At 67.5% G+C, this 25,072-nt stretch carries 27 protein-coding genes; 17 read left to right on the forward strand and 10 right to left on the reverse strand.

Going from position 1 to position 25,072, the window contains the following annotated elements:
• The first annotated feature begins 66 nt into the window (after window positions 1–66).
• The 12 genes from ACW17W_RS11480 to ACW17W_RS11535 all read left to right on the forward strand — a co-directional run bounded on the left by ACW17W_RS11480 (window position 67) and on the right by ACW17W_RS11535 (window position 12,048).
• Window positions 67–867 (forward strand): sulfite exporter TauE/SafE family protein, encoded by an 801-nt coding sequence (locus tag ACW17W_RS11480; protein WP_492077013.1) that lies wholly within the window; start codon window positions 67–69, stop codon window positions 865–867.
• A gap of 10 nt (window positions 868–877) precedes the next feature.
• Entirely contained in the window at window positions 878–2,305 is a 1,428-nt protein-coding gene (locus tag ACW17W_RS11485) for a cytochrome ubiquinol oxidase subunit I (protein WP_492077014.1), read from the forward strand.
• Window positions 2,295–3,296: a cytochrome d ubiquinol oxidase subunit II gene (gene cydB / locus ACW17W_RS11490; protein WP_492077015.1), complete on the forward strand. Its 1,002-nt coding sequence runs from the start codon at window positions 2,295–2,297 to the stop codon at window positions 3,294–3,296. The genes ACW17W_RS11485 and cydB overlap by 11 nt, the downstream gene beginning before the upstream one ends.
• Window positions 3,296–3,448: a hypothetical protein gene (locus tag ACW17W_RS11495; RefSeq protein ID WP_492077016.1), complete on the forward strand. Its 153-nt coding sequence runs from the start codon at window positions 3,296–3,298 to the stop codon at window positions 3,446–3,448. The genes cydB and ACW17W_RS11495 overlap by 1 nt, the downstream gene beginning before the upstream one ends.
• Window positions 3,449–3,562: 114 nt before the next feature.
• Entirely contained in the window at window positions 3,563–4,348 is a 786-nt protein-coding gene (locus ACW17W_RS11500) for an ImuA family protein (protein WP_492077017.1), read from the forward strand.
• The gene (locus ACW17W_RS11505; protein ID WP_492077018.1) at window positions 4,239–5,819 is read left to right on the forward strand and encodes a Y-family DNA polymerase; all 1,581 of its coding nucleotides are present in this window, start codon (window positions 4,239–4,241) and stop codon (window positions 5,817–5,819) included. The genes ACW17W_RS11500 and ACW17W_RS11505 overlap by 110 nt, the downstream gene beginning before the upstream one ends.
• Window positions 5,816–9,202, forward strand: a complete 3,387-nt coding sequence (locus tag ACW17W_RS11510; RefSeq protein WP_492077019.1) for an error-prone DNA polymerase — start codon at window positions 5,816–5,818, stop codon at window positions 9,200–9,202. Before ACW17W_RS11505 ends, ACW17W_RS11510 begins: the two co-directional genes overlap by 4 nt.
• A 166-nt stretch (window positions 9,203–9,368) precedes the next feature.
• Window positions 9,369–9,851, forward strand: a complete 483-nt coding sequence (locus ACW17W_RS11515; protein WP_492077020.1) for a DUF302 domain-containing protein — start codon at window positions 9,369–9,371, stop codon at window positions 9,849–9,851.
• A 111-nt stretch (window positions 9,852–9,962) separates the two neighbouring features.
• A complete protein-coding gene (locus ACW17W_RS11520) occupies window positions 9,963–10,613 on the forward strand; it encodes a peroxiredoxin (RefSeq protein WP_492077022.1) in 651 nt (216 codons plus the stop codon).
• Window positions 10,614–10,736: 123 nt separating this feature from the next.
• Window positions 10,737–11,159 (forward strand): DUF983 domain-containing protein, encoded by a 423-nt coding sequence (locus ACW17W_RS11525; protein WP_492077023.1) that lies wholly within the window; start codon window positions 10,737–10,739, stop codon window positions 11,157–11,159.
• A gap of 127 nt (window positions 11,160–11,286) precedes the next feature.
• Window positions 11,287–11,412 (forward strand): DUF8730 family Cys-rich protein, encoded by a 126-nt coding sequence (locus ACW17W_RS11530; RefSeq protein WP_492080314.1) that lies wholly within the window; start codon window positions 11,287–11,289, stop codon window positions 11,410–11,412.
• A gap of 24 nt (window positions 11,413–11,436) precedes the next feature.
• Window positions 11,437–12,048, forward strand: a complete 612-nt coding sequence (locus tag ACW17W_RS11535) for an SAM-dependent methyltransferase (protein ID WP_492077025.1) — start codon at window positions 11,437–11,439, stop codon at window positions 12,046–12,048.
• 1 nt (window position 12,049) lies between these two features.
• Here ACW17W_RS11535 and ACW17W_RS11540 read toward each other — a convergent pair whose 3' ends face one another.
• Window positions 12,050–12,934 (reverse strand): LysR family transcriptional regulator, encoded by an 885-nt coding sequence (locus ACW17W_RS11540; protein WP_492077026.1) that lies wholly within the window; start codon window positions 12,932–12,934, stop codon window positions 12,050–12,052.
• A 119-nt stretch (window positions 12,935–13,053) separates the two neighbouring features.
• Between ACW17W_RS11540 and ACW17W_RS11545 the strand changes: the two genes are divergently transcribed.
• The 4 genes from ACW17W_RS11545 (at window position 13,054) to mmsB (ending at window position 17,960) form a co-directional block, all read left to right on the forward strand.
• Complete coding sequence (locus tag ACW17W_RS11545) at window positions 13,054–14,556, forward strand: CoA-acylating methylmalonate-semialdehyde dehydrogenase (protein ID WP_492077027.1); 1,503 nt, start codon at window positions 13,054–13,056, stop codon at window positions 14,554–14,556.
• Between the two features lie 139 nt (window positions 14,557–14,695).
• Entirely contained in the window at window positions 14,696–15,835 is a 1,140-nt protein-coding gene (locus tag ACW17W_RS11550; RefSeq protein WP_492077028.1) for an acyl-CoA dehydrogenase family protein, read from the forward strand.
• Complete coding sequence (locus ACW17W_RS11555; protein ID WP_492077029.1) at window positions 15,832–16,899, forward strand: enoyl-CoA hydratase/isomerase family protein; 1,068 nt, start codon at window positions 15,832–15,834, stop codon at window positions 16,897–16,899. The genes ACW17W_RS11550 and ACW17W_RS11555 overlap by 4 nt, the downstream gene beginning before the upstream one ends.
• A gap of 158 nt (window positions 16,900–17,057) precedes the next feature.
• Window positions 17,058–17,960 carry a 3-hydroxyisobutyrate dehydrogenase gene (mmsB, locus tag ACW17W_RS11560; RefSeq protein ID WP_492077030.1) on the forward strand — a complete coding sequence of 301 codons (903 nt, stop codon included), beginning with the start codon at window positions 17,058–17,060 and terminating at the stop codon, window positions 17,958–17,960.
• Between the two features lie 58 nt (window positions 17,961–18,018).
• Here the strand turns inward: mmsB and ACW17W_RS11565 are convergent, their stop codons facing one another.
• On the reverse strand, window positions 18,019–19,566 hold the full coding sequence (locus ACW17W_RS11565) for a methyl-accepting chemotaxis protein (protein WP_492077031.1): 1,548 nt from the start codon (window positions 19,564–19,566) through the stop codon (window positions 18,019–18,021).
• Window positions 19,567–19,766: 200 nt separating this feature from the next.
• Here ACW17W_RS11565 and ACW17W_RS11570 point away from each other — a divergent pair, with 200 nt between their 5' ends.
• Window positions 19,767–20,249 carry a MarR family winged helix-turn-helix transcriptional regulator gene (locus ACW17W_RS11570; RefSeq protein WP_492077032.1) on the forward strand — a complete coding sequence of 161 codons (483 nt, stop codon included), beginning with the start codon at window positions 19,767–19,769 and terminating at the stop codon, window positions 20,247–20,249.
• Between the two features lie 87 nt (window positions 20,250–20,336).
• Here the strand turns inward: ACW17W_RS11570 and ACW17W_RS11575 are convergent, their stop codons facing one another.
• From ACW17W_RS11575 to ACW17W_RS11610, 8 genes are all read right to left on the reverse strand, one after another.
• Window positions 20,337–20,750, reverse strand: coding sequence for a hypothetical protein (locus ACW17W_RS11575; protein WP_492077033.1), 414 nt, complete (start codon window positions 20,748–20,750; stop codon window positions 20,337–20,339).
• 62 nt (window positions 20,751–20,812) lie between these two features.
• Entirely contained in the window at window positions 20,813–21,421 is a 609-nt protein-coding gene (locus ACW17W_RS11580; protein ID WP_492077034.1) for a response regulator, read from the reverse strand.
• Window positions 21,421–21,780: a DUF8776 family protein gene (locus tag ACW17W_RS11585; protein ID WP_492077035.1), complete on the reverse strand. Its 360-nt coding sequence runs from the start codon at window positions 21,778–21,780 to the stop codon at window positions 21,421–21,423. Before ACW17W_RS11585 ends, ACW17W_RS11580 begins: the two co-directional genes overlap by 1 nt.
• On the reverse strand, window positions 21,777–22,331 hold the full coding sequence (locus tag ACW17W_RS11590; RefSeq protein WP_492077037.1) for a chemotaxis protein CheD: 555 nt from the start codon (window positions 22,329–22,331) through the stop codon (window positions 21,777–21,779). Before ACW17W_RS11590 ends, ACW17W_RS11585 begins: the two co-directional genes overlap by 4 nt.
• Window positions 22,331–22,720 (reverse strand): response regulator, encoded by a 390-nt coding sequence (locus tag ACW17W_RS11595; protein ID WP_492077039.1) that lies wholly within the window; start codon window positions 22,718–22,720, stop codon window positions 22,331–22,333. Before ACW17W_RS11595 ends, ACW17W_RS11590 begins: the two co-directional genes overlap by 1 nt.
• A complete protein-coding gene (locus tag ACW17W_RS11600) occupies window positions 22,720–23,712 on the reverse strand; it encodes a protein-glutamate methylesterase/protein-glutamine glutaminase (protein WP_492080315.1) in 993 nt (330 codons plus the stop codon). The genes ACW17W_RS11595 and ACW17W_RS11600 overlap by 1 nt, the downstream gene beginning before the upstream one ends.
• Before the next feature lie 37 nt (window positions 23,713–23,749).
• On the reverse strand, window positions 23,750–24,616 hold the full coding sequence (locus ACW17W_RS11605) for a CheR family methyltransferase (protein ID WP_492077041.1): 867 nt from the start codon (window positions 24,614–24,616) through the stop codon (window positions 23,750–23,752).
• Complete coding sequence (locus tag ACW17W_RS11610; RefSeq protein ID WP_492077042.1) at window positions 24,613–25,071, reverse strand: chemotaxis protein CheW; 459 nt, start codon at window positions 25,069–25,071, stop codon at window positions 24,613–24,615. The genes ACW17W_RS11605 and ACW17W_RS11610 overlap by 4 nt, the downstream gene beginning before the upstream one ends.
• Between the last annotated feature and the right edge of the window lies 1 nt (window position 25,072).

Here is a 25,072-nt window from a genome sequence, read left to right on the forward strand (position 1 = left end):
CGCCCTGACCCTGCGCGCCGGACGCCCGTCCGGCCCGTCTTGCTGCGGCGCACACGGAGCCCCGGCATGACGGCCACCCTCACCATGCTCCAGTACGTCCTCGGCGCCGGGGCCGGCGCGCTGGTCGGCTTCAGCCTGGGGCTGGTCGGCGGCGGTGGATCGATCCTCGCCGTCCCCCTGATCGTTTATCTGGTCGGGGTCCGGGATCCCCATCTGGCCATCGGCACCAGCGCCTTCGCCGTGGCCGCCAACGCCTTCGCCAACCTGCTGAACCACGCGCGTCAGGGCACGGTGAAATGGAAGATCGCCCTGCTGTTTTCGGCGGCGGGGATTGCGGGCGCCGTCCTCGGCTCGACCCTCGGCAAGGCGGTCGACGGCCAGAAGCTGCTGGCCCTGTTCGCCGTCCTGATGCTGGGGGTGGGGGTATTGATGCTGCGCAGCCGCTCGGCCGCCGGCGATCCCGATGTGATCCTGAACCGCCAGAACGCGCCGAAGCTGGCGGGCGCCGGTGTCTTGACCGGCATTCTTTCGGGCTTCTTCGGCATCGGCGGCGGGTTTCTGATCGTCCCCGGCCTGATGGCCTCCACCCGTATGCCGATCTATCAGGCGGTCGGCTCGTCTCTGGTCGGGGTGACGGCGTTCGGACTGACGACCGCCTTCAACTATGCGCTGGACGGCTGGGTCGACTGGCCCCTGGCGGCGGTCTTCATCGCCGGCGGCGTGGCGGGCGGTCTGGTCGGCGCCCGTCTGGCCCGGGCCCTGTCGGGACAAAAGGGCGCATTGAATACGGTCTTCGCCGTGCTGATCTTCGTTGTCGCCATCTACATGCTGTACCGGAGCGCAGAGGCGCTCCACCTGGGTTTCTGAGGACATGGTCATGGAGCTCGACGCTCTTCTTCTGGCGAGGATGCAGTTTGCATTCACCGTCGCCTTCCACATCGTTTTCCCGGCCTTCTCGATCGGCCTCGCCAGCTATCTGGCGGTGCTGGAGGCGCTGTGGCTGAAGACCGGCCGCGACCTCTATCTGAACCTGTTCAACTACTGGCTGAAGATCTTCGCCGTCGCCTTCGGCATGGGCGTCGTGTCGGGCCTGGTGATGTCCTATCAGTTCGGCACCAACTGGTCGGTCTTCTCCGACAAGGCCGGTCCCGTCATCGGCCCCCTGATGGCCTATGAGGTGCTCAGCGCCTTCTTCCTGGAAGCCGGGTTCCTGGGCGTCATGCTGTTCGGGCTGAAGCGGGTCGGCAAGAAGCTGCACTTCCTGGCCACCCTGATGGTGGCCTTCGGCACCTTCGCCTCGGCCTTCTGGATCCTGTCGGTCAACAGCTGGATGCAGACGCCCCAGGGCTACGCCATCAATGAGGTCGGCCAGTTCGTGCCGGTCGACTGGTTCAGGATCGTCTTCAACCCCTCCTTCCCCTATCGCCTCGCCCATATGCTGCTCGCGGCCTATCTGACCACCGGCCTCGTGGTCGGCGCGGTCGGCGCCTGGCACCTGCTCCGCGACCGGACCAACAAGGGGGCGCGCAAGATGTTCGCCATGGCCATGGGCATGATCCTGGTCGCCGCCCCGGTCCAGATCTTCATCGGCGACATGCACGGGATCAACACGCTGGAGCACCAGCCCGCCAAGGTCATGGCCATGGAAGGCCATTTTGAAAGCCACCCGGACGGCGCCCCCCTGATCCTGTTCGGCCTGCCGGACCGCGAGGCGGCCACCGTCCATGGCGCGGTCGAGATTCCCAAACTGTCGTCCCTGATCCTGAAACACGATCTGAACGCGCCGCTCGCTGGTCTGGACACGATCGACCGCGCCGACTGGCCGCCGGTGGAGATCGTCTTCTGGTCCTTCCGCATCATGGTCGGGCTGGGGATGGCCATGCTGCTACTCGGGGTCTGGGGCCTCTACGCCCGGCTGCGCAAACGGCTGTATGACGCGCCCTGGCTGCACCGCTTCGCCCTGGTCATGGGTCCGATGGGGTTCGTCGCGGTGCTGGCCGGCTGGATCACCACCGAGGTCGGCCGCCAGCCCTGGACCGTCTATGGCCTGTTGCGCACCGCCGACAGCGCCGCCCCGCTGGACGCCCCTGCGGTGGCCAGCTCCCTGGCGGCCTTCGCCATCGTCTATTTCGCCGTCTTCGGGGCGGGGGTCTTCTATATCCTGCGGCTGATGAGCCACGCGCCGCACCGGGGGGAGACGGGTCTGCCCGAGGCGCCCATCCGCACCGCCGGGATCACCCCGGCGCCCGCCATCGATCCCGACGGGCCGATCCCCACGGGCGAGGAGACCGATCATGAACATTGATCTGACCCTGGTCTGGGCCGGCCTGCTGGCCTTCGCCGTCTTCGCCTATATCGTCATGGACGGGTTCGACCTCGGCGTCGGCATCCTGTTTCCGACGCTGAAGGCCGGCGATCAGCGCGACAGGGCGATGAACTCCATCGCCCCCGTCTGGGACGGCAACGAGACCTGGCTGATCCTCGGCGGAGGCGGCCTGTTCGCCGCCTTCCCCCTCGCCTATGCCGTGCTGATGCCGGCGGTCTATACGCCGATCATCGCCATGCTGCTGGGGCTGGTGTTCCGGGGCGTGGCCTTCGAGTACCGCTGGCGCACGGTGCGGGCCAAGCCGGTGTGGGACATCGCCTTCTTCGGCGGCTCCCTTCTGGCCGCCTTTTCCCAGGGCGTGATCCTGGGGGCCATCCTGCAGGGCGTCGAGGTCTCGGGCCGGGCCTATGGCGGCGGCTGGTGGGACTGGCTCAGCCCGTTCAGCCTGCTGACCGGCACGGCGGTGGTGATCGGTTACGCCCTGCTGGGCGCGACATGGCTCAATATGAAGACCGAGGGACCGCTTCAGGCCCATGCCCGCAGCCAGGCCTGGAAACTCGGCCCCGCCACCCTGCTGATGATCGGCGCCGTCAGCCTCGCCACCCCGTTCCTTGACGGCGAATACGCCCGACGCTGGTTCGACTGGCCCGGCGTCCTGCTGACCGCCCAGGTGCCCCTGCTGGTCCTGATCGTGGCCGGCGGCTTCTTCTGGACCATGCGCAGGAAGAAGGAGGTCTGGCCCTTCCTGCTGTCGCTGGCCCTGTTCGCCGTCACCTTCGCCGGCCTGGGCGTCAGCGTCTTCCCCTATGCCGTGCCGGACGAGATCACCCTGTGGCAGGCCGCCGCTCCCGCCTCCAGCCAGATGTTCATGCTGGTCGGCGCCCTGATCCTGATCCCGATCATCCTGGCCTACACCGCCTATGCCTACTGGGTGTTCCGCGGCAAGGTCGGCGACGACGGGTATCACTGATGCGCCCCCGCCCCGGAGCCGGCCTGAAACCCGACCTGAAACCCGGCCTGAAACAGGGACTGTGGTTCGTCGCCCTGTGGGTCGTCGGCGTCGGGGGTCTGGGCGTGGTCGCCTGGCTGTTGCGCGGTGCGCTGAAGCTGGCCGGAGGGTAGGCGTCGATCCGCCGGGGACGGTGGGATTCCGGCCAGAGGCATCGTCCCGTCCGCCTTCCTTCCCGTTCAGTCTGCCCTTGACTCCGCGACCTCGCCGGGGGGCATATAGAACAAATGGAGAACACACAGAACAGGTCTTCCGAAATCGCCGCCCTGAAGGCCCGGTTGGCGACGCTTGGGCGCGGCGCGGCGGGCAAGGGCCAGACATCCGGAGTCACGGCGAACTGGATGGGCGGCCCCCTCGAGACGGGGGCTGTTCACGATCTCTATGCCGGGTCGACCGCAGACGCCGTCGCGCTAAACGCTTTCGGTCTTGGGCTGGCGTCTCTGGCGGCGGGAAGCCGGCCCATGGTCTGGGGCCTGCACGATCTGGCAGGGCGGGAGGCCGGACATCCCCACGGGCCGGGCCTGCATGAGATGGGTCTGCGCACCCGCGACCTGCTTCTGGTGCGGGCTCACGACGTCCAGACCCTGCTGGCCATCGGCGAGGAGGCCCTGCGCACCCCCGCCGTCGGGGCCGTGTTGCTCAGCGCCTGGGGCGAGGCCCGGGCCCTGAATCTGACGGCCAGCCGCCGGCTGGCCCTGGCGGCCGAGGCCGGCGGCGGGACCCTGTTCCTCGCCCGGATCGCCGCCGCCCCGTGCCCGAGCGCGGCCGAGACCCGATGGTCGGTGACCGCCGCCGCCTCAGAACCTCTTGAAGGCGGGGCGCCGGGCAGACCGTCTTTTTCCGTGACCCTGCTGCGGCGACGCGGCGGCGGGGCGCCCCGGACCTGGATCATGGAGTGGGATCGTGACGGACGCACGTTCCGCGAACCGGCGCCGCTATCTGGCGATCTGGTTCCCCTGGCTGCCCAGCGACCGGCTGCGGCGTCAGGAACAGTCCGACGTCGGGTCGCCTGAAGATGCGCCCGACACGGTCCCGCCCCCCCTTGTCCTGATCGAGAAGGTCGGGGGGGCGCTGAGACTGGCGGCGACCGACCCGGCGGCGGCGCACCAGGGCCTGACCCCGGGCCTGACCCTGGCCGACGCCCGGGCCCGCACGCCCGAACTCCGCACCGTGGTCCATCGCCCCGATCTGGACGACGCCCTTCTGTCCCGGATCGTGGAGGACTTCGGCCGGTTCAGCCCCATGGTCGCCGCCGACGCTCCGCACGGCCTGCTGCTGGACGTGACCGGCTGCGCCCATCTGTTCGGCGGAGAAACGGGACTGGTTCAGGCCGCCCATGCCCGCGCCCGCCGCATAGGGCTGGAGGTCCGCAGCGCCCTGGCCTGCACCCCCCAGGCGGCGCGGGCCCTGTCCCGGTTCGGCCCCGGCGGCGTCTTCGCCCCCGGCGAGGACCAGGCCGCCGTCCGCCGCCTGCCGGTCTCGGCCATGGAGTTGCCGGACCGGGACGAACAGGCCCTGAGGCGCGCCGGGCTGAAACGGATCGCCGATCTGGACGACCGGCCGCGCGCACCCCTCGCCGCCCGGTTCGGCGCCGACTTTCCCTCCCGGCTGGCCCGGGTTCTGGGACAGGAGGATGTGCGGATCACCCCGTCGCGTCCCGCCGCCCCCTGTATCGTCGATCGCCTTCTGGTCGAACCCATCACCCGTCAGGAAGACATCGAGGGCGTACTGTACGACCTGCTGGTCGAGGCCGCCGACCGGCTGGATCAGGCGGGTCACGGCGGCCGGGCCTTCCAGGCCAGCTTCTATCGCGTCGACGGCGAGGTGCGTCGCCTGATGGTCCGGACCGGCCGCCCGACGCGAGAGGCGCCGGTCGTGCTGCGCCTGTTCCGCGAACGACTGGCGGCCCTCGCCGCCCCGCTCGACCCCGGTTTCGGTTTCGATCAGATGCGGCTGTCGGTCCCCCTGACCCAGACGCTGAAGCCGGCACAGCGGGGGCTGGAGGGCGAGCGGCCGGGTCGCGAGGACTTCAGCCGTCTGGTCGACCGGCTGACCGCGCGACTGGGACCCGGGGCGGTCCTGAGGTTCGAGCCTCTGGACTCCCACATGCCCGAGCGCGCCGTGCGGATGACGCCCGCGGCAGGCGCGGCGGCGGCAGCGCCGGCGGAGTGGCCCGATCCCGATCCTGACAGCCCTCCCCTGCGCCCGCTGCAGATGTTCGACCCGCCCCAGCCGGTCGAGACCCTGGCCGAGGTCCCTGACGGCTCGCCCCTGCGTTTCCGCTGGCGCCGCGTCCTGCACGAGGTCGTCCGCTCCGAAGGTCCCGAACGGATCGCCGGCGAATGGTGGCGCGCGCCCGATCAGAAGACCCGTGACTACTACCGCGTCGAGGATCGCCACGGCCGCCGCTTCTGGCTGTTCCGTCAGGGGCTGTATGGCGAGACGCCAGAGCCGCGCTGGTTCATCCACGGCCTGTTCGCATGACCGGACCGGATCCCGCCGGCGATTTCGCGGAACTGGCCGCCGCGAGCCATTTCTCCTTCCTGAGGGGCGCCTCCCATCCCGGCGACATGGTTCTGGCCGCCCTCCTGCGCGGTCAGGCCGGGCTGGGGCTGGCGGATCGCAACACCGTGGCGGGGGTGGTGCGCGCCTGGTCCGCCCTGAACGAGATCCGTAAACACGGCCTGCTGCCGGGCCGCCGCGTCCGGGTCGGCGGCAGCCCCGGAGAGTTCGCCGTCATCGAGGCCGCCATGAACGATCCCGCCCTGATCGAGACGATCAGGGCGAGGGCACAGGCCTTTCGCCTGATTCTCGGCGCCCGGCTGGTGTTCAACGACGGGACGCCCGACATCGTGGCCTATCCCGAGACCCGGGCGGGCTGGGGGCGGCTGACCCGGCTCCTCACCCTCGGCAACCGCCGGGCGATCAAGGGTCAGTGCGAACTCGGCCTGTCCGACCTGCTGGCCGCCCCCGAGGATCTGTTGCTGATCGTCATGCCCCCCGACCGGCTCTCCGGGTTCGAGGCGACCATGACCCGCGTGGCGGAAGGGGCGCCCGGCGCGGTCTGGCTCGGCGCCGCCCTGCACCGGCGTGTCGACGACCACCGGCGCCTGATCCGATTGAAGGAAATGGCGGCCCGCGCGGACATCCCCCTGATCGCGACCAATGACGTCCTCTACCATTCCGCCGGCGAGCGCGACCTGCAGGACGTCATGACCTGTATTCGCGAAGGGACCACCATAGAGGCGGCCGGACGCCGGCTGCACGCCAACGCCGAACGCTGGCTGAAGCCGCCGACGGAGATGGCCCGGCTGTTCCGTCACGCGCCCGAGGCCGTGGCCGGGACCCTCGCCTTTCTGGGTCGCATCGACTTCGACCTGAAGGAACTGGAGTACCAGTATCCGGAAGAGCCGGTCCCGCCCGGCTGGCAGGCCCAGGCCTGGCTGGAAGACCTGACCCGGAAACACGCCGACAGACGCTATCCCGACGGGGTTCCGGACAGCGTTCAGAACCTTCTGGACAAGGAGCTGGCCTTCATCGCAAGGAAGAAATTCGCCCACTATTTCCTGACGATATACGATATTATTCGTGTGGCGAATGACAAGCGGATCCTGTGTCAGGGGCGCGGCTCGGCGGCCAATTCCGCCGTCTGCTATGTGCTGGGCATCACTTCCGTCGACCCGGCGACCAGCGACGTCCTGTTCGAGCGCTTCCTGTCCGACGACCGCGACGAGCCGCCCGACATCGACGTGGATTTCGAGCACGAGCGGCGCGAGGAGATCATCCAGCATCTCTATGAGCGCTATGGCCGCCATCGCGCCGGGATCGCCGCCACCGTCATCCATTTTCGTCCCCGCAGCGCCATCCGCGAGGTCGGCAAGGCCCTGGGCCTGACCGAGGACGTCACCGCCCGCCTGGCCTCCAGCCAGTGGGGCGGCTGGGGAACCGAAATCGGCGACCGGCACATCCTTCAGGCGGGTCTCGATCCGTCCAATCCGATGATCCGCCGGGCGGTGGCCATGGCGACGCGGCTGCTCGACACTCCCCGCCACCTGTCCCAGCACGTCGGCGGCTTCATCCTGACCCAGGACCGGCTGGACGAGATGGTCCCCATCGGCAACGGGGCCATGCCTGATCGCACCTTCATCGAATGGGACAAGGACGACATCGACGCCTTGAGGCTGATGAAGGTCGATGTGCTGGCGCTCGGCATGCTGACCTGCATCCGCAAGGCCTTCGACCTGATCCGCGCCCATGCGGACGAGGATTGGGAGTTGCACACCCTCCCGCGCGAGGACCCGGCCGTCTACGACATGCTGTGCCGGGGCCACTCCATCGGGGTGTTTCAGGTCGAGAGCCGGGCCCAGATCAACATGCTGCCCCGGCTGAAGCCGCGCGAGATCTATGATCTCGTCATCCAGGTCGCCATCGTCCGGCCCGGCCCGATCCAGGGCGACATGGTCCACCCCTATCTGCGCCGCAGGAACGGACTGGAAGAGCCTGAATATGCGTCACCTTCTGATCCGGCGAAGAAGGATGAGCTGAAGAATGTGCTCCGCAAGACCCTCGGGGTCCCCCTGTTCCAGGAACAGGCGATGAAGGTCGCCATGGTCGCCGCCGAGTTCAACGACGCCGAGGCCAACGGCCTGAGGAAGGCCATGGGCACCTTCCGCGGCGACGGAACCCTGCACACATATGAGGACCGGTTCGTGGGCCGGATGGTCCAGCGCGGCTATCCGCCCGACTTCGCCCGGCGCTGTTTCGACCAGATCAAGGGGTTCGGCTCCTATGGCTTTCCCGAGAGCCATGCAGCCTCCTTCGCCCGGCTGGTCTATGTCTCGTCCTGGATCAAGCGCTGGCATCCCGCCGCCTTCGCCTGCGCCCTGTTGAACAGCCAGCCGATGGGTTTCTACGCCCCGGCCCAGATCGTGCGCGAGGCGCAGGAGATCGGCGGGGTCGAGACGCGTCCGATCGACGTGTCCCACAGCCACTGGGACAATTCGCTGGAGGGGCCAAAGGCGGCTCTCGCCCTGCGTCTGGGCCTGCGCCAGATCGACGGCTTTCGCGAGGCCTGGGCCGCCGCCCTGACCGCCGCCCGGGCCGAGGCGCCCTTCGCCGACCTCGAGAGCCTGGCCCGGCGGGCGAACCTGCCCACGGCGGCGATGCGCAAACTGGCTGACGCCGACGCCTTCCGGTCACTGGGGCTGGACCGACGCGAGGCCCTGTGGGCGGTGCGGCGCCTGCCCGACGACGACGCCCTGCCCCTGTTCGCGGCGGCCGAGGCGCGCGAACGGGGGGCCCGGGAACTGGGCGCCGAACCCGACGCCCGTCTGCCGCTGATGCCGCTGGGCGAACATGTCGCCGCCGACTACCAGACCGTTCGCCTGTCGCTGAAGGCCCATCCCATGGCCATCCTGCGGCCCGTCTTCGCCGCCGAAAAGGTGCTGAGCTGCGCCGGGGCCGAGGCGAAACGCGGCGGGTCGTTGATCCGGGTCGCGGGCGTCGTTCTGGTGCGTCAGCGTCCGGGCAAGGGCAACGCCATCTTCGTCACCCTGGAGGATGAGACCGGCATCACCAACATCGTCCTGTGGGCGCGGATGTTCGAACAGTTCCGCCGCGAGGTCATGGCCGCCCGGCTGATGGAGGTCGAGGGCGTGGTGGAAAAGAGCCCCGAGGGCGTCACCCACGTCGTCGCCCGCCGCGTCCTCGACCGCACCGCCGAACTGGCCGGCCTGTCGGAGGATCACCCCACCGAGGTTCCGCTGTGCCGCGCAGACGTCGTCGCCCACCCCCAGCCGCCGCGCTATCCGCCCCACCGCCATCCGCGCGATGTGCGGGTCCTGCCCGGCTCGCGGGATTTCCATTGAGGCGGCGGATGGTCCTGGCTGCAGATATTCCCTGAATTATATATACGATATTTGTAATCATGTATATATATGACACGCGATCTGGACACGAAGGGCGCTGACAACGGCAGCGACCGGAGACACACCCGACAGCCCACGCCGTCGCCCAGACAACCGAGGAGCCACCATGTTGAAAATGATCATCGCCGGCCTGACCGGAGCCGTCGTCGGCGCAGGCGGCCTTGCCCTGGCCCTGCCGCACCTGATGTTTTCGGAAACAGCCAGCCCGGCCTCGGTGGACGCCACAGTCGCGAACCTGACCTCGGCCGCCCGCCAGCGTGGCTGGGTCGTCTCCGGCGTCCGCAAACTGGACGACAGCGTTCAGGCCAATGGCGGCCCCGATTTGCCGACCATTCGCCTCGTCGAACTTTGCCATGCCGGCCACGCCGGGAAAATCCTCGACACCGACCGCGATCGCCGGCTCGCCGTGATGATGCCCTGCACCGTCGCCGTCTATCAGACGGCGCAGGGCACACGCGTCGCGGCGCTCAACGCCGGCCTGATGGGTCCGGTGTTCGGCGGCGATGTCGGACGCGTAATGGGCGGGGATGTCGCCCGGGACCAGGCCGCGATCATCGCCTCGGCGACCGCGCCCCACGACAGGAAATAGCCCGCACACCCGTCGCCAACCTCATAGGCAGAACCTTTCCCCCACATAAGAACTATTAGTTTGCGTAATTATGTAATTACTCGTCAGATGGGTCATCTGAAGGAGACACGCATGACCGGACTTCCCCGCCTCAACGAACCCGCCCCCGATTTCCACGCCCGGACGACCCACGGCGACCGCAGCCTGGCCGACTACAAGGGCCGGTGGCTGATCCTCTTTTCCCACCCGTCAGACTTCACCCCCGTCTGCACGACCGAGTTCATCGGCTTTGCCCGCCGGGCCGACGCCTTTGCGGCGATGAACTGCGACCTGCTGGGCCTGTCGATCGACAGCATCTTCTCGCACCTGGCCTGGACCCGGAACATCAAGGAGAAGTTCGACGTCGAAATCCCGTTCCCCATCATTGAGGATCTGAAAATGGAGGTCGCCGCCGCCTATGGAATGATCCATCCGGGCGCCGCCGACACCTCCGCAGTGCGGGCCACCTTCCTGATCGATCCACAGGGAATCCTGCGCGCCATGGTCTATTATCCGATGAGCAACGGCCGCAGCATTGACGAGTTCGTGCGCCTGCTGACGGCGATCCAGGCCTCTGACGCCAATGGGGTGGCGACCCCGGAAAACTGGCGCCCCGGACAGCCCGCCATTGTTCCTCCGCCCAAAACCTCCGCCGAGGCCGAGGCGCGCGCGGGCGAAGGCTATGTCTATACCGACTGGTATTTTTCCACCCGCGAACTGCCGGGTCCGACAATCGCGGCCTGACCCGACCCGCAGCCGGTCCTGCAAGGGGCCGGCTGCGCCTGACTGCGCCGACCGGCCATGACGGCCGCGACGCCCACCACCCGGACTGGCGTCGAAAGACGTCGCCCCATTTGCCGCACAGGGATGCGGCGCAAGGAGTCAGACTTGGCCGAACCGCACCCTCCGGTCCTCAATACCGTCTCCACGGGCATCCGCTGCCGTTGTCCGCGCTGTGGCGAAGGCCCGCTGCTGAAGGGCTATCTGACCATCCGCGACCACTGCCCCGAGTGCGGACTCGACTATGGCTTCGCCGAGCCCGCCGATGGTCCGGCCTTCTTCGTCATGTCCGGCGTCGGCGTCGTCGGCATGATCGCCTTCATGGCCTTCGAGTTCACCGTCCACCCGCCGGTCTGGGTGCATCTGGCCCTCACCTTCCCCCTGATCGTCGGCCTGTGCCTGGGCGTATTGCGCCCCTTCAAGGGCTGGCTGGTCGCCGAGCAATATGTCCACAAGGCCGCCCCGCCCGAGTGGCAGAGCATCGGCAAACACGGCGACGGATCGCGTTAAACCCGCTGCGGCGGAACCTGAGACGCCGGCGGCCGCAGGGTCGACCGGAGAACGGCAAGCGGGACGCGGGCGTCCCCATCTGGAGGCGAGAATGTGCAGGGCTGTGGTTTGCCGCAAATGCGGCAAGATGGGATGGGCCGGTTGCGGCCAGCATGTGGAGCAGGTCCTGCGCGGCGTTCCGCCGTCGGACCGATGCCCGGGGCATCCGGATGAGCCCGGCGCGGGCTTTTTCGCACGCTTTCTCAAACGCTGACCGGCGCAGGGAGCGACGACCCCGATGAGCGAAGCCCGCGCGTTCTGGAACGGCCGCTATGACCGTGACGACTATCTGTTCGGAGAGGCGCCGAACGCCTTTCTGGCCTCCCAGGCGCATCGCCTGAAACCCGGCATGTCCGCCCTTGCGATCGCCGACGGCGAAGGCCGGAACGGGGTCTGGCTGGCTGAACAGGGGCTGGTCGTCACGACGACAGACATCGCCCCGCGCGCAGTCGACAAGGCGCGCGCCCTCGCTGACCGGCGGGGCGTGACGATCGACGCGCGGCTGACCGATCTGGACGACTGGACCTGGCCCCAAAGTCAGTTCGACCTGGTCGTGGCCATCTTCATCCAGTTTGCGCCCCCGGCGGCGCGAGAGCGCCACTTCGCCGGCATGAAATCCGCCGTGAAGCCCGGCGGACTGATCCTGTTGCAAGGCTACCGCCCGGAACAGATCGCCTATGGCACAGGCGGCCCCGGACAGATCGAGAACCTCTATACCGAGGCCCTGCTGCGTCACGCCTTCGCCGACTTCGACCTGCTGCATCTGGAAAGCCACGACAGCGAGGTCTCAGAGGGCGCAGGCCACAACGGACGCTCGGCCCTGATCGATGTGGCGGCCCGGCGCCCCTGACCTAGTAGGGGCTGAGGCGAGACGCCCCGGACACGCACAGTGCGCGAATCCAGGCGCGAACCACCCGCAGGCGGGCGGTGTCGTGGACATCGCGATGGGTCGAGAGCCAGAACCTCCGCTCCAGCAGCACATCGTCGGGCAGCACCCTCTCCAGCCCGTCTGCAAGAAAGGCGGGCAGGACCCCGATCCCGCCCCCGGCGGCGACGATGTCCCGCTGGGCCCGGATCGAGGAACTGGCGATAGCGGGACCCAGCCCGGGCCGGACCTCCTCCAGATAGCGCAGTTCCGGCGCATAGATCAGGTCGTCGACATAGCCGACGATGTCGAACCGGCCGAGGTCCGCGACATCCCGGGGATGACCGCGCTCCGCCAGATAGGCCGGCGCCGCATACAGGGCCAGCTGGTAGCCCGTCAGGGGTTCGACGATCAGCCTCGAACTGGCCGGGGCCGCCAGGGTGATGGCCATGTCGACCTCGCGCCGGCTCGGCGACAGAAAGCCCGAGGATGCGGCCAGTTCGATGTTCAAACCGGGCCGGGCGGCGCGCAGGGCCGGCAGGGCGGGCGCCAGGATGACGCCGCCAAAGCCCTCCGAGGCGCTGATCCGGACCGTTCCCGCCACGACATCGGCGCGGGTCAGGCCATGAATCGCGTCCATCGCCGTCTCGGCCTGAAGGCCCTGGGCCAGCAACTGTGCGCCCGCCGCCGTCAGCTGCAATCCTGAGGCGGAGCGGACCACAAGGGTGGACTTCAGCGCCGCCTCCAGTCGCGCGACGCGACGACCGACGGTCGCGGCGTCCACGCCCAGCTGGCCGCCCGCGGCGCCCAGCGATCCAGCGCGGGCGGCGGCGATGAAGACGCGGATGTCATCCCAGTCGAAAGCGGACATGCTGCATTATTGCACATCATAACCTGCATCTTTGCAATGGAGGGGCGCCGGAGGGGATGCTAGACCCCGTTGCAAGACTGGCGGCCGAACCGCCTCACCTCGCTTCAGGGAGCGACGCCATGCGCGACATCCACCACTTCATCGGCGGCGCGAGTTTTGTCGGCGCCTCGGGCCGGTTCTCGGACGTGTTCAACCCCTCGACCGGAGAGGTCCAGGCCCGCGTCCAGCTGGCCACGCCGGACGAGGTGGACCGCGCCGTCCAGAACGCCCAGGCCGCCTTCGACGGCTGGTCCTCGACCAATCCCCAGCGCCGGGCGCGGGTGATGTTCGAATTCAAGCGACTGGTCGAGGCCAATATGCAGGACCTGGCCGAACTGCTGTCCTCCGAGCACGGCAAGGTCATCGCCGACTCGAAAGGCGACATCCAGCGCGGCCTCGAGGTCATCGAGTTCGCCTGTGGCATCCCCCATGCGGTGAAGGGCGAATACACTTGGGGCGCCGGGCCCGGCATCGATGTCTATTCGATGCGCCAGCCTCTGGGCGTGGTGGCGGGCATTACCCCGTTCAACTTCCCCGGCATGATCCCGATGTGGATGTTCGGCGTGGCCATCGCCGTCGGCAACACCTTCATCCTCAAGCCCAGTGAGCGCGATCCGTCCCTGCCGGTGCGTCTGGCCGAACTGATGCTGGAGGCCGGGGCGCCAGAGGGCGTGCTGAACGTCGTGCACGGCGACAAGACGGCGGTCGACGCCATCCTGACCCACCCCCAGGTTCATGCGATCAGCTTCGTCGGTTCGTCCGACATCGCCAACTATGTCTATCAAACCGGCGCGGCCCACGGGAAACGCGTCCAGGCCATGGGCGGGGCCAAGAACCACGGCGTCATCCTGCCGGACGCCGACATGGACCAGGTGGTCAAGGATCTGTCGGGCGCCGCCTTCGGTTCGGCCGGCGAGCGCTGCATGGCCCTGCCGGTCGTCGTTCCGGTGGGCCAGAAGACCGCCGATGAACTGCGCGAGCGGATGGTCGCCGAGATCCAGTCCCTGCGCGTCGGCGTCTCCACCGATGCGGGCGCCCACTACGGCCCCGTCGTCACCGCCGCCCACAAGGCCCGGGTCGAGGGCTGGATCGACCAGGGCGTCAGGGACGGCGCCGAACTGGTCGTCGACGGTCGCGGCTTTACGCTTCAGGGGCATGAGAACGGCTTCTACGTCGGACCGTCCCTGTTCGACCACGTCACCGCCGACATGGAGAGCTACAAGGAAGAGATCTTCGGCCCTGTGCTGCAGATCGTCCGCGCCAACAGCTTCGAGGAGGCGCTGTCGCTTCCCAGCAAGCACCAGTACGGCAATGGCGTCGCCATCTTCACCCAGAACGGCCGCGCGGCACGCGATTTCGCCGCCCGGGTCAATGTCGGCATGGTCGGCATCAATGTCCCGATCCCCGTGCCGGTCGCCTATCACACCTTCGGCGGCTGGAAGCGCTCGGCCTTCGGCGACACCAACCAGCATGGGATGGAGGGCGTGAAGTTCTGGACCAAGGTCAAGACGGTTACCGCCCGCTGGCCGGACAGCGCGCTGGAACACGCCGACAGCTCGTTCGTCATCCCGACGATGGGCTGACCGCACATCCGTCACCCTCGGGCTTGACCCGAGGGCCGGATTGTCCACCGCTGGTGCTCAGACCTTGATGCACCGCCCGCCCCGCGTCCGATCCTCGGGTCAAGCCCGAGGATGACGGGGGGAGGCAGGGAGAACAGATTTGAACTTCGCCCTCACCGACGACCAGCGCGCCATCCAGGACGCGGCCCGCGCCTTCTCCGACGCCGAGCTGGCGCCCCATTCGGCCGCGTGGGACGAGCACAAGATCTTCCCCGTCGATGTGATGAAACAGGCGGCCGAGATGGGCTTCTGCGGCATCTACACCGGAGAGGAACACGGCGGCATGGCGCTGGGCCGGGTCGAGGCGGCGGTGATTTTCGAGGAGCTGGCGCGCGGCGACGTCTCGGTGGCGGCCTTCATCTCGATCCACAATATGGCGACCTGGATGATCGACCGTTTCGGGTCGGACGATCTGCGCGCCCGCTATGTGCCGTCGCTGGTGACGATGGACATGATCGCTTCGTACTGCCTGACCGAGCCGGGGTCCGGCTCCGATGCGGCGGCGATGCGGACGACGGCGGTGCGCGACGGCGACCATTGGGTGCTCAACGGCTCCAAGGCCTTCATCTCCGGCGCCGGGACCTCGGACGTCTATGTCGTCATGGCCCGCACCGGGGGCGAAGGCGCGAAGGGCGTCTCCACCTTCGTCGTCGACAGGGACGCGCCGGGCCTGAGCTTTGGCGCGCAGGAAAAGAAGATGGGCTGGAACGCCCAGCCGACCGCCATCGTCCAGTTCGACGACTGCCGCATCCCGGCCAGCAATCTGCTGGGTGCCGAGGGAGACGGCTTCAAATACGCCATGGCCGGGCTGGACGGCGGCCGGCTGAACATCGCCGCCTGTTCGATCGGCGGGGCGCGGCTGGCACTGGAGACGGCCCAGGCCTATGTCGCGACCCGCAAACAGTTCGGCAAACCCCTGGCCGAGTTCCAGAACACCCAGTTCAAACTGGCCGACATGGCCACCGATCTGGAGGCCGCCCGGCTGATGGTCCATCGCGGCGCCTGGGCCATCGACACCGGCCATCCCGAAAAGACCAAATGGTGCGCCATGGCCAAGCGGCTGGCGACGGACGCCTGTTTCCAGATCGCCGACGAGGCCCTGCAGCTGCACGGCGGCTACGGCTATCTGAAGGACTATCCGCTGGAGCGGATCGTGCGGGATCTGCGGGTGCACCGCATCCTGGAGGGCACGAACGAGATCATGCGGGTGATCACGGCGCGGGAGATGTTGCGGGGATGAGCACCGAACCCGAAGTCCTGACCCGCATCGACGGCGCCGTCGGCCGCATCACCCTGAACCGGCCGAAGGCGATCCATGCGCTGAATCGGGCCATGTGCGAGACGATGATCGACGCGCTGCTGGCCTGGCGCGACGATCCGGCCGTGGCCTCGGTCCTGATCGACCACGCCGGCGAGCGCGGGTTTTGCGCCGGGGGCGATATACGCATGATCGCCGAGAGCGGCGCCGGCGACGCGTCAGAGGCCAGGGCCTTCTTCCTCGCCGAATACCGGCTGAACCATCTGATGTTCGAGTATCCGAAGCCCATCACGGCCATTGTGGACGGCATCGTCATGGGCGGCGGCGTCGGGATTTCGGAGCCGGCCCCCATCCGCATCGCCACCGAACGGACCACCTACGCCATGCCGGAGACGGGCATCGGTCTGTTCCCCGATGTCGGCGGCGGCTGGTTCCTGCCGCGTCTGCCGGGCCAGACCGGGGTCTGGCTGGCCCTGACCGGCGCGCGGCTGAAGGCGGCGGATACGGTGGCCCTGGGCATCCACACCCACTATGTCGCCTCGGACGCCACGACGGCGCTGAGGGAGGAACTGCTGGCCGCGCCCGCCGACCCGAAGGCTGTGGCCGACCGCGTGGCGGGCGATCCCGGCCCGTCCCCGCTCGCCCCGCATCGTGAGGCTATCGATCGGCTGTTCGCCCATGACACGGTTGAGGCGATCTTCGCGGCGCTGGAAGCCGACGGTTCCGAATGGGCGCTGGCCCAACTGGCGATCCTGAGGACCAAGTCGCCCCAGTCGCTGAAGGTGTCGCTGCGCCAGATCCGCACCGGGGCGACCCTGACCTCCTTCGCCGACAATATGGCGATGGAATATGCGCTGGGCAGCCGGGTCGTCCGCACCCACGACTTCCAGGAAGGGGTCCGCGCCGTGATTGTCGACAAGGACAATGCGCCGAAATGGTCGCCCGAAACCTTGCGGGGGGTCAGCGACGCCCTGTTGGATGATTTTTTTTCTCCCCTGCCGGAAGATCAGTCCTGGACGCCCCTGTCCGTTGTGGAAGGGGCCTGAACCCGCCCTGGTCGCGGCAGGGTGTAAGATCGAGGGGCGCTGCATCCCGCGCGGGCTGACAGGACTTCACGAGCGATCCGGGCGATCTGGAGTCTCCCGACTCTCCCGACTCTCCCGACTCTATTTTATTTGAGCCCCCTGGGGGCGGAGGAACCAAGATGACACGCATCGCCTTCATCGGCCTCGGCAATATGGGTGGCGGCATGGCCGCGAACCAGGCGAAGGCCGGGCATCAGGTCGCCGCCTTCGACCTGTCGCAGGCGGCGCTGGACCGGGCTGCGGCGGCCGGTTGCACCCCCGCCGCCTCCGTCAGCGAGGCTGTCCGCGACGCCGAGGTCGTCATCACCATGCTGCCCGCCGGGCCGCATGTGCATAAGGTCTATGCCGAACAGATCATCGGGGCGGCGCCGTCCAGCGCCCTGTTGCTGGACTGTTCGACCATCGACGTCCAGACAGCGCGGACAGTGGCGGGGCTGGCGACCGACGCCGGCTATGTCTTCGCCGACGCCCCGGTTTCGGGCGGCACGGTGGCTGCGGACGCCGGGACCCTGGCCTTCATGGTCGGCTGTGACGAGGCGGCGTTCGCCCGCATCGAGACGGCGCTGGAGCCGATGAGCCGGGTCACCATGCGCGCGGGCGATCACGGCGCGGGTCAGGCGGCCAAGATCTGCAACAACATGATCCTGGGCATCACCATGATCGGCACCTGCGAGGCCGTGGCCCTGGCCGAGAAGCTGGGCCTGGACCCGGTGAAGTTCTTCGACATCGCCTCGAAATCCTCGGGCCAGAGCTGGAGCGTCTCGAGCTACTATCCCTGGCCGGGCCCGGTGCCGACCGCCCCGTCCAACCGCAACTATGAGGGCGGGTTCGCCACCGCCATGATGCTGAAGGACCTGAAGCTGGCCCAGGACGCGGCGGCGAAAGCCGGTGCGACCACGCCCCTCGGCGCCCAGGCCGAGGCCCTGTTCGCCCTGTTCGACGGACTGGGATACGGCGGCAAGGACTTCTCCGCCCTGTTGCAGATGCTGCGGGGCCGGCTGGACTCTCTCGCCAGCGACTAGACAGGCGAACCGCGCGTGCTCCGTCAGTCCATAAACACGGCCAGGCGGAGTTTTCGCCTCAGGCTGCCGATCTCAGTCCTGGATTGCCATGATCGACTGTTGTGCGGAAACGGCCGACAAGCTGGTTCAACTGTTCCGCATCGTGAGTGAGGCTGTGGCTGGCGGCGGTGGACTGCTCGACCATGGCCGCGTTCTGCTGGGTGGCCTGATCCATGTGGTTGATGGCGGTGTTGATCTCGCCGAGCGCAGTCGACTGTTCGCGGGTCGAGGCGGTGATCTCGGTCATCAGGCCGGTGATTTCCTCGACCCGGGCGACGATGGCCGTCAGGGCCTTGCCGGTCTGGCCGACCAGGGTCACACCGGATTTCACCTGGCTGCTGGATGAGGAGATCAGGCTCTTGATCTCCTTGGCGGCCTCGGCCGACCGCTGGGCCAGGGCCCGGACCTCCGAGGCCACGACCGCAAAACCCCGGCCGGCGTCCCCGGCGCGCGCCGCCTCGACCCCCGCGTTCAGGGCCAGAAGATTGGTCTGGAAGGCGATCTCGTCGATCACCCCGATGATCTGGCTGATCTGATCGGCCGAATGTTCGATCTCTCCCATCGCCTGAACCGCGCGTTCAACGACCTGACCGCTGGCCTCGGCCGCAGTCCGGGCCGCGTCGACCACCTCCTCGGCCCGCAAGGCGCCCTCGGCCGTGCGCCGGACCGTGGCGGTGATCTGGTCGAGCGCCGCCGCGGTTTCCTCCAGGGTCGCGGCCTGCTGCTCGGTGCGGCGCGACAGATCGTCGGCCGCCTGGCTGATCTCTCCGACGCCCATCCGCATGCCGACGGTATTGGCGGAGATTTCCGACATCACGGTCTCCAGCTGATCCAGCGCCGCATTGAAATCGACCTTCAACGCCTGGTACTGACCGGCGAAGTGGGCCTCGATCCGGCCGGTCAGATCTCCCGACGCCAGTCGCGCAAGGGCTGCAGCGGTCGCCTCTACCACCGTCTTTTGTTCCGCCTCGACAGCCTGACGGCGGGTTTCCGCCTCATCGACCAGCTTCTGTTGCTCGGCTTCAGCCGCCAGCCTCTGGGCCTCGGCGTCGCGCCGCGCCTTTTCAGACGCTTCCAGGTAGAGGGAGATCACGAAATCCATATCGAGCAGGGCGGCCCTGACCACCGCCCCGAGCGTGGCCCCCAGGGCCGCACCGCCGTCGCCCCGGCCAAAGCGGGATCGGGATTTTTCATGGTCCCGGACGATCGCCTGCACCAGACCGTCAAGAACCAGGCCGTAACCGCCGATATACCAGCGCGGCTCCAGGCCAATGCGGGCGTGTGTCGCGCCGATGCGCTGGACGCTTTCGACGAACTCGTCATCAAACCGGCCCGAGGTAATGCTGGACCAATGGCGCGCCTGGGCGGTCTTGGCCACGTCGATATGGTTCTCGCTGTCAAAGAAGCGGGACACCTCCGGGAATTTGCGCACCTGATCGTAAAAGGCGTCGAGCGCACCCGGCAAGGCGCTCTCAACAACCGGTTGTACAGCGGCCAGCGCCGCCTTTGACCTCGTATCCAGACCGATGAAAGACAGGCGATCCTGCAGGAATACTGTGTCTGACATCGCAAACCTCAATCGTTGGTACTGTCACAATTTGGACGCCGAACGATAAGATCTCGTGTAGACAACTTTACCGAGAAACGGTTTCCGATCGAAACAGTTAATCCAGGTTGGATAATTTACGACTTGCTAAGCATCTTTGCCGAAATTGGGGGAAGGCGTCAGGGGGGCGCCGACCAGACAAGGGCTCTGCCAACATGGGCATGATGATTCCTGACGCGGCAGGGGCTTCGGAAGCTGGAACCCGACTTCTCAGGGCGCTGGGCCAGGCGGACCTTTCGCTGCGTCATCGGAACGGCGGGCTCGAGGACAACCGCATACGAACCCTGCGCGCCATTGCCGGGTCCGGACGGCGCGGACTCCCGCAGAGCGCCCTGTCCGGCATCCTCGGCGTGTCGGCGCCGGCCATCTCGAAACTGGTGGATGGACTTGAGACGCGGGGCCTCATTGAACGCTCCTTCCACGCTCTTGATCGCCGCCAACGTATTCTACGCCTGTCGCCGGATGGTGAAGCCCAGGTCGCGGTTTGCGGCGCGGCGCTCGACAGGACAGCAGACGCCGTGGTGAACAGCCTGTCCGAGCAGGAGCTGGACCTGCTTCAGGGCCTGCTGGACCGTTTGACGCAGAGTATACCGGTCTCGCCGTGTTCAGACATATGCGACAGCTGCGCCATAGGCGGGTGCTGAACGACGAATGGGGCGAGCAACGCTGATCGTCAGCGCTCCTGAGTCTACAGCTGAAACCGCCCGCGCGCGGTCACCCGTGCCCCGGCGCTAGATCGCTTCGGCCAGCGCGGGCTGATAGTGGCGGATGCATTGCGCCACCGCATCCAGCAACACCTTGGTGTCTTCCTGCGCCAGCGATGAGCGAGCGGTCAGCCTGACCATCGTCAGGCTCGGCCCGAAGGTCCCCGGTCGCCAGAGCGCGCTCCCCGTGACGGCCTGGGCGAGATAGCCCAGAGATTGCAGACAGTCGGGCAGTCCGGGGCGGTCCAGCGCGGCGCAATACCCGAGCATGGCGTCCGCGAGATGCCTGATTTCAAGGAGAGCCGCCTCTGACGGCCGCCTGGCTTCCGGCGTCACCAGCGCCGCCAGTCGGACGATTCCCTCGTCGACATGCTGCTGGGCAGCGTCACCCAGAGACTCCAGCTTGCCCTCGGCGCTCGCAACCGCCTCGGTGACGAACATCCCCCCCGGCAGGCGAGACTTGGTCTCGAGCGACGTTCGCACCTTCCGGATGATAACAGATGTCATAGTGCGACCCGTTGCGGCTTGATGACTGAATTGATTTCGGCCTGGCTGAGATTAGGTTCAACGGCCGAGCCGATGGAGGTGGTCAGATCACTTTGGCGACGTCCGTTCTGACCCGCAGGCGGCCCTTCGAACTTCCAACGGCGATCCGGGCCGATATAGTTCTCGGACTCGACGAAATGTCGCCCCCCCCGGGCGACCCACTGGATCCGCGACATCAATACGGACGGCGAAGCGGGCTTGGCGACCATGAAGTTGGCGCCGCTTTCCCTGGCCTCGGTCACGGCGCTCGATTTCGGCAGGCTCGACACGATAATGCTGGGGGTGAACCGGTTCGGCTCCAGGGTGCTGCGCCGAAGCCAGCGGATGAGATCATAGCCGGACCCGTCAGAAAGCATGCCGTCGCAAAGGACGAGGTCGATCGTCTGCCGTTGCAGGATCTCCTTGGCCTCCTCCATCGACCCGGCGCGGTGGATCCTTTCGACGCCGAACCCCATCAACATCTGGCCCAGTATGTCGAGGCCCGCGCCGTTGGAATCAACGGCCAGCGTCGTCACCTGGCGCAGGTTGATCCGCTCGGTGGACGCAGGCGCTCCGGCCGTCGCCATCACCAGATCTCCACGTCACCGCTGGAAACCGCCGCATCCGCTTCCGTGGCCTGTCCTGTGAGCCTGGCGCGCAGGGCCGAAAGCGTCGTGGGCCGGGCCAGACGGTCGACGTCGTCTTCCGTCAGGCCGGAACCGTCGTCGGTCGCAGCCGATAGCCGGAGCACAAAGGCAGAGACCTCATCCAGATGCTGTACGAGGGCGTCGAACTGCTGGATATCGGCGCTCGCCGCCGCGCTGTGAGCGGGCAGGACGACGTTTTCGATGTGACGCGCGGACAAGGCCCAGTCCGAAAGCTCGCTGCCGAGGCGTGCAAGGACCACCGCGATGTTGGTGCGATCCAGCGCCGCGTCCGCAATCATGACAGCAGCTCCAGATCGCCGGCGCCGGCCACAACGACGGGACGGGCCAGGGCGCGCTCGCGGATCGCGATCGCCGGATCACGCACCAGTTGCTGCTGGGCCCGGCCGGATGCGGCCCAGAAATGGATCCGCCGCGCCTGCTCCCCCCCGAGGCTTTCAGCCACGATCGGAATGGATTCGTCCGCGAGAAAGCGCCGGACGAACGCAATGTTCTTGCCGCCAATGTCAGCCAGGGTGGCGCTCATACGCGCGCCGCCGAATACCTTGGCTTCCAGACGGTCCCGGCGCGCGCCCAGTTGCAGCAGGCCGTTGATCAACAGCTCCATCGCCTGAACGCCATAGCGACGGTCGTCGGCGCCGCTGCCCGGCGCCTCGGGCAAAAGGAAGTGGTTCATCCCTCCCACGCCGAGGGAGGGATCGCGGATACAGGCGGACACGCAAGACCCCAGGATCGTGGAGAACACGATCTCCAGCCGGTCAGTCACCTCGAACGATCCCTGTCCGACGTGAACGCGAATGTCGTCGCCGCCTTGAGTTGTGACGGGCCTCATCAGGTCAGGGCTCCGAAAACCTGCTCGATCTTCTCGCGCAGCGTGTCGACAGTGAAGGGTTTGACCAGATAGTTGTTGACGCCGAACTGCTGGGCGCGCTGGACCAGATCCGTATCGGCCCGGCCGGTCAGCATGATGAAGGCGATGCCTTTCAGCTGAGGGGTCGCGCGGACGGCGCGCAGCAGGCCCAGTCCGTCCAGCTTGGGCATGTTGTAGTCCGAGATGATCAGATTGATCTTCTTGGACACCAGGACGCCGATGGCGGCCTCGCCGTCGGGCGCGTCGTCGACATCATGGATGCCGATCGCCTTCAGGCCGTTGCGCACCAGCGCCCGAATGGTCTGCTGGTCGTCCACCACCAACACCTTGAGATCAGATGCAGCGGGCATCACTGGACTCCTGATGTAGATTTCGACGCAGCCCTCAGCAGGGCCGCACCGATTCGCTCAAGCGGCAGCTGCTGCTGGACCGCCCCAAGTTCCGCCGCCGTGCGCGGCATTCCAAAAACAACACTCGTGGCCTCGTCCTGGCCGATCGTGGCCGCGCCGGCCTGACGCATGGCCAGAAGACCCACAGCCCCGTCCCGCCCCATCCCCGTCAGGATGACCCCGACAGAATGACGTGGACGCGCGGCGGCGACGGAGTTGAAGAGAACATCGACCGACGGGCGGTGGCCGGTGACCAGTTCGCCCGCGTCCAGTCTGCAGATCAGCCGGTCGCCGGTTCGCATCACCTTGAGGTGGGCCGCACCGCCCGGGGCGAGATAGATCTTCCCTGGTTCCAGCCGGGCCCCGTCGGTGGCCTCCTGCACGCTCGGCGCGCTTGTCCTGTCGAGCCTGGCGGCGAAACTGGAGGTGAAGTTCGCCGGCATATGCTGGGTGATCACTGTCGGCGGACAATCCGCCGGGAAGGCGCGCAGCACCGTCATCAGGGCTTCGACGCCGCCCGTCGAGGCGCCGATCGCCACCACGTCAGCGCCGGCGCTGTAGTGTTCCGGCCGCGCCGACGGCGCACTATCAGTGCGTTCCCGAACCTTGGCGCGGGCGGCGATGCGGATCTTCTCCGCAAGACTGTCGAACTCTCCGGACTGGCCGCCGGCCGGCTTGCCGACGCAATCGACGGCGCCCAGTTCCAGGGCCTCCAGTGTGGCCTCGGCCCCGCGCTGGGTCAGGGTCGAAACCATGATCACAGGCGTCGGACGCAGACGCATCAGCCGGTCCAGAAACTCCAGACCGTTCATATTGGGCATCTCGATGTCGAGCGTGACGACATCGGGATTCAGGGCCTTGATCGCGGCGCGGGCCTCCAGGGGATCGCCTGCCTCACCCACCACAATGATCCCGGTGTCGCTCGACAACTGCCGCCGGATCAGGGCGCGCATGGTCGGGGAATCGTCGACCACCAGAACGCGAATTGGTTCACCCACGGCGGACCTCCCGGCGATAGGCCGTCAGGCCTTCCGGCTTCAGCGACGCAACGGTCGCCCGCTCGGAGTGGCCAATATACAGATGGCCGTTGTCGTGCAGCGCCTCGCTGAAACGCTCGAACAGACGGGCCTGGGTCGGGTCGTCGAAATAGATGGCGACGTTGCGGCAAAAGATGATGTCGAAGCGGTGGCGCATCGGCCAGTCGCCCAGCAGGTTCAGGGTGCGGAAGCTGATCAGGGACTTCATCTGGGGCGAGACGCCCCACCCGTCCCCCGATCGCACCAGATGGCGCGAGCGCAGGGCCGCCGGCACCGGCTCGATATCATCCTTGGTATACTGCCCGGCGGCGGCGCGCCGGACGATCAGCGGATCGATATCCGACGCCAGGATGCGCACATCCAGATCCGCCGCCTCGGGAAGGGCCTCCAGAACCGTCATGGCCATGGTGTAGGGCTCGTGGCCGGCCGAACAGCCTGCGGACCACATCCGGACCCGGCCGCCCGCCCGTGCGGTCGCCACCAGCGCCGGCAGCTTGGCTTCGGCCAGGTGCTCGAAATGGTGCGGCTCGCGGAAAAACCGCGTCACATTGGTCGTCAGGGCGCTCAGCATGGCGCTGCGCTCTTCAGTCTCGTCCGGGTTGCGAACGAGGGCGCAATAGGCGGCGAAATCCGGCAGTTGCAGGATGCGTATCCGTTTGGCCAGGCGCGAATAGACCAGGGTGGCCTTGGCCTCGACCAGATGGATGCCCGATATCTCGTACATCATGGCGGCGACCTCGGAGAAGTCAGCCCATGTGAAGGGGAACTCGCCGGGGACGGCGATCGACGATCCGCTTCGCTTTGCGGCGGCCTGGCTCATGCAGCCTCTGCGACGGTGGTCTCGGGCAGGATTCCGTCCAGGGCGATCAGGCTGATCATGCCGCTGTCCTGGGCGATCACCCCACGCACAAAGGCGCGGACGGTGTCGCATGACACGTCGGGCGTGGGCTGGATCACCGCCTCCGCGACCGTGAGGATGTCCGACACCGCCTCGACCAGAAGGCCGACAGTCTTTGTCCCGATCCGGGCCACGATGATGACGTGACGGGCTGACGGTTCTGTCGGACCAAAGCCAAGTCTGGAACCCAGATCGATGATCGGCAGCACGGTGCCGCGCAGATTGATCACGCCCTTCACATAGGCCGGGGCCTGCGGAAGCGGGGTGGCCGGCGCCCAGCCGCGGATCTCGCGGACGGACCGGATGTCCACGCAGAACTCCTGGCCTCCGATACGGAAGGCGATCAGTTCGCGAAGGTCGGACGCGACATTGGACATG

This window comes from Brevundimonas sp. FV1ye29L (genome assembly GCF_058681095.1).

What these genes read in the sequence shown, in the direction of transcription:
- ACW17W_RS11480 (WP_492077013.1), top strand. Translation starts at nt 67, where the DNA reads ATGACGGCCACCCTCACCATGCTCCAGTACGTCCTCGGCGCCGGGGCC.
- ACW17W_RS11485 (WP_492077014.1), top strand. Translation starts at nt 878, where the DNA reads ATGGAGCTCGACGCTCTTCTTCTGGCGAGGATGCAGTTTGCATTCACC.
- cydB (WP_492077015.1), top strand. Translation starts at nt 2,295, where the DNA reads ATGAACATTGATCTGACCCTGGTCTGGGCCGGCCTGCTGGCCTTCGCC.
- ACW17W_RS11495 (WP_492077016.1), top strand. Translation starts at nt 3,296, where the DNA reads ATGCGCCCCCGCCCCGGAGCCGGCCTGAAACCCGACCTGAAACCCGGC.
- ACW17W_RS11500 (WP_492077017.1), top strand. Translation starts at nt 3,563, where the DNA reads ATGGAGAACACACAGAACAGGTCTTCCGAAATCGCCGCCCTGAAGGCC.
- ACW17W_RS11510 (WP_492077019.1), top strand. Translation starts at nt 5,816, where the DNA reads ATGACCGGACCGGATCCCGCCGGCGATTTCGCGGAACTGGCCGCCGCG.
- ACW17W_RS11515 (WP_492077020.1), top strand. Translation starts at nt 9,369, where the DNA reads ATGTTGAAAATGATCATCGCCGGCCTGACCGGAGCCGTCGTCGGCGCA.
- ACW17W_RS11520 (WP_492077022.1), top strand. Translation starts at nt 9,963, where the DNA reads ATGACCGGACTTCCCCGCCTCAACGAACCCGCCCCCGATTTCCACGCC.
- ACW17W_RS11525 (WP_492077023.1), top strand. Translation starts at nt 10,737, where the DNA reads ATGCGGCGCAAGGAGTCAGACTTGGCCGAACCGCACCCTCCGGTCCTC.
- ACW17W_RS11530 (WP_492080314.1), top strand. Translation starts at nt 11,287, where the DNA reads ATGGGATGGGCCGGTTGCGGCCAGCATGTGGAGCAGGTCCTGCGCGGC.
- ACW17W_RS11535 (WP_492077025.1), top strand. Translation starts at nt 11,437, where the DNA reads ATGAGCGAAGCCCGCGCGTTCTGGAACGGCCGCTATGACCGTGACGAC.
- ACW17W_RS11540 (WP_492077026.1), bottom strand. Translation starts at nt 12,934, where the DNA reads ATGTCCGCTTTCGACTGGGATGACATCCGCGTCTTCATCGCCGCCGCC.
- ACW17W_RS11545 (WP_492077027.1), top strand. Translation starts at nt 13,054, where the DNA reads ATGCGCGACATCCACCACTTCATCGGCGGCGCGAGTTTTGTCGGCGCC.
- ACW17W_RS11555 (WP_492077029.1), top strand. Translation starts at nt 15,832, where the DNA reads ATGAGCACCGAACCCGAAGTCCTGACCCGCATCGACGGCGCCGTCGGC.
- mmsB (WP_492077030.1), top strand. Translation starts at nt 17,058, where the DNA reads ATGACACGCATCGCCTTCATCGGCCTCGGCAATATGGGTGGCGGCATG.
- ACW17W_RS11565 (WP_492077031.1), bottom strand. Translation starts at nt 19,566, where the DNA reads ATGTCAGACACAGTATTCCTGCAGGATCGCCTGTCTTTCATCGGTCTG.
- ACW17W_RS11570 (WP_492077032.1), top strand. Translation starts at nt 19,767, where the DNA reads ATGATGATTCCTGACGCGGCAGGGGCTTCGGAAGCTGGAACCCGACTT.
- ACW17W_RS11575 (WP_492077033.1), bottom strand. Translation starts at nt 20,750, where the DNA reads ATGTTCGTCACCGAGGCGGTTGCGAGCGCCGAGGGCAAGCTGGAGTCT.
- ACW17W_RS11580 (WP_492077034.1), bottom strand. Translation starts at nt 21,421, where the DNA reads ATGGCGACGGCCGGAGCGCCTGCGTCCACCGAGCGGATCAACCTGCGC.
- ACW17W_RS11585 (WP_492077035.1), bottom strand. Translation starts at nt 21,780, where the DNA reads ATGATTGCGGACGCGGCGCTGGATCGCACCAACATCGCGGTGGTCCTT.
- ACW17W_RS11590 (WP_492077037.1), bottom strand. Translation starts at nt 22,331, where the DNA reads ATGAGGCCCGTCACAACTCAAGGCGGCGACGACATTCGCGTTCACGTC.
- ACW17W_RS11595 (WP_492077039.1), bottom strand. Translation starts at nt 22,720, where the DNA reads ATGCCCGCTGCATCTGATCTCAAGGTGTTGGTGGTGGACGACCAGCAG.
- ACW17W_RS11600 (WP_492080315.1), bottom strand. Translation starts at nt 23,712, where the DNA reads ATGCGCGCCCTGATCCGGCGGCAGTTGTCGAGCGACACCGGGATCATT.
- ACW17W_RS11605 (WP_492077041.1), bottom strand. Translation starts at nt 24,616, where the DNA reads ATGAGCCAGGCCGCCGCAAAGCGAAGCGGATCGTCGATCGCCGTCCCC.
- ACW17W_RS11610 (WP_492077042.1), bottom strand. Translation starts at nt 25,071, where the DNA reads ATGTCCAATGTCGCGTCCGACCTTCGCGAACTGATCGCCTTCCGTATC.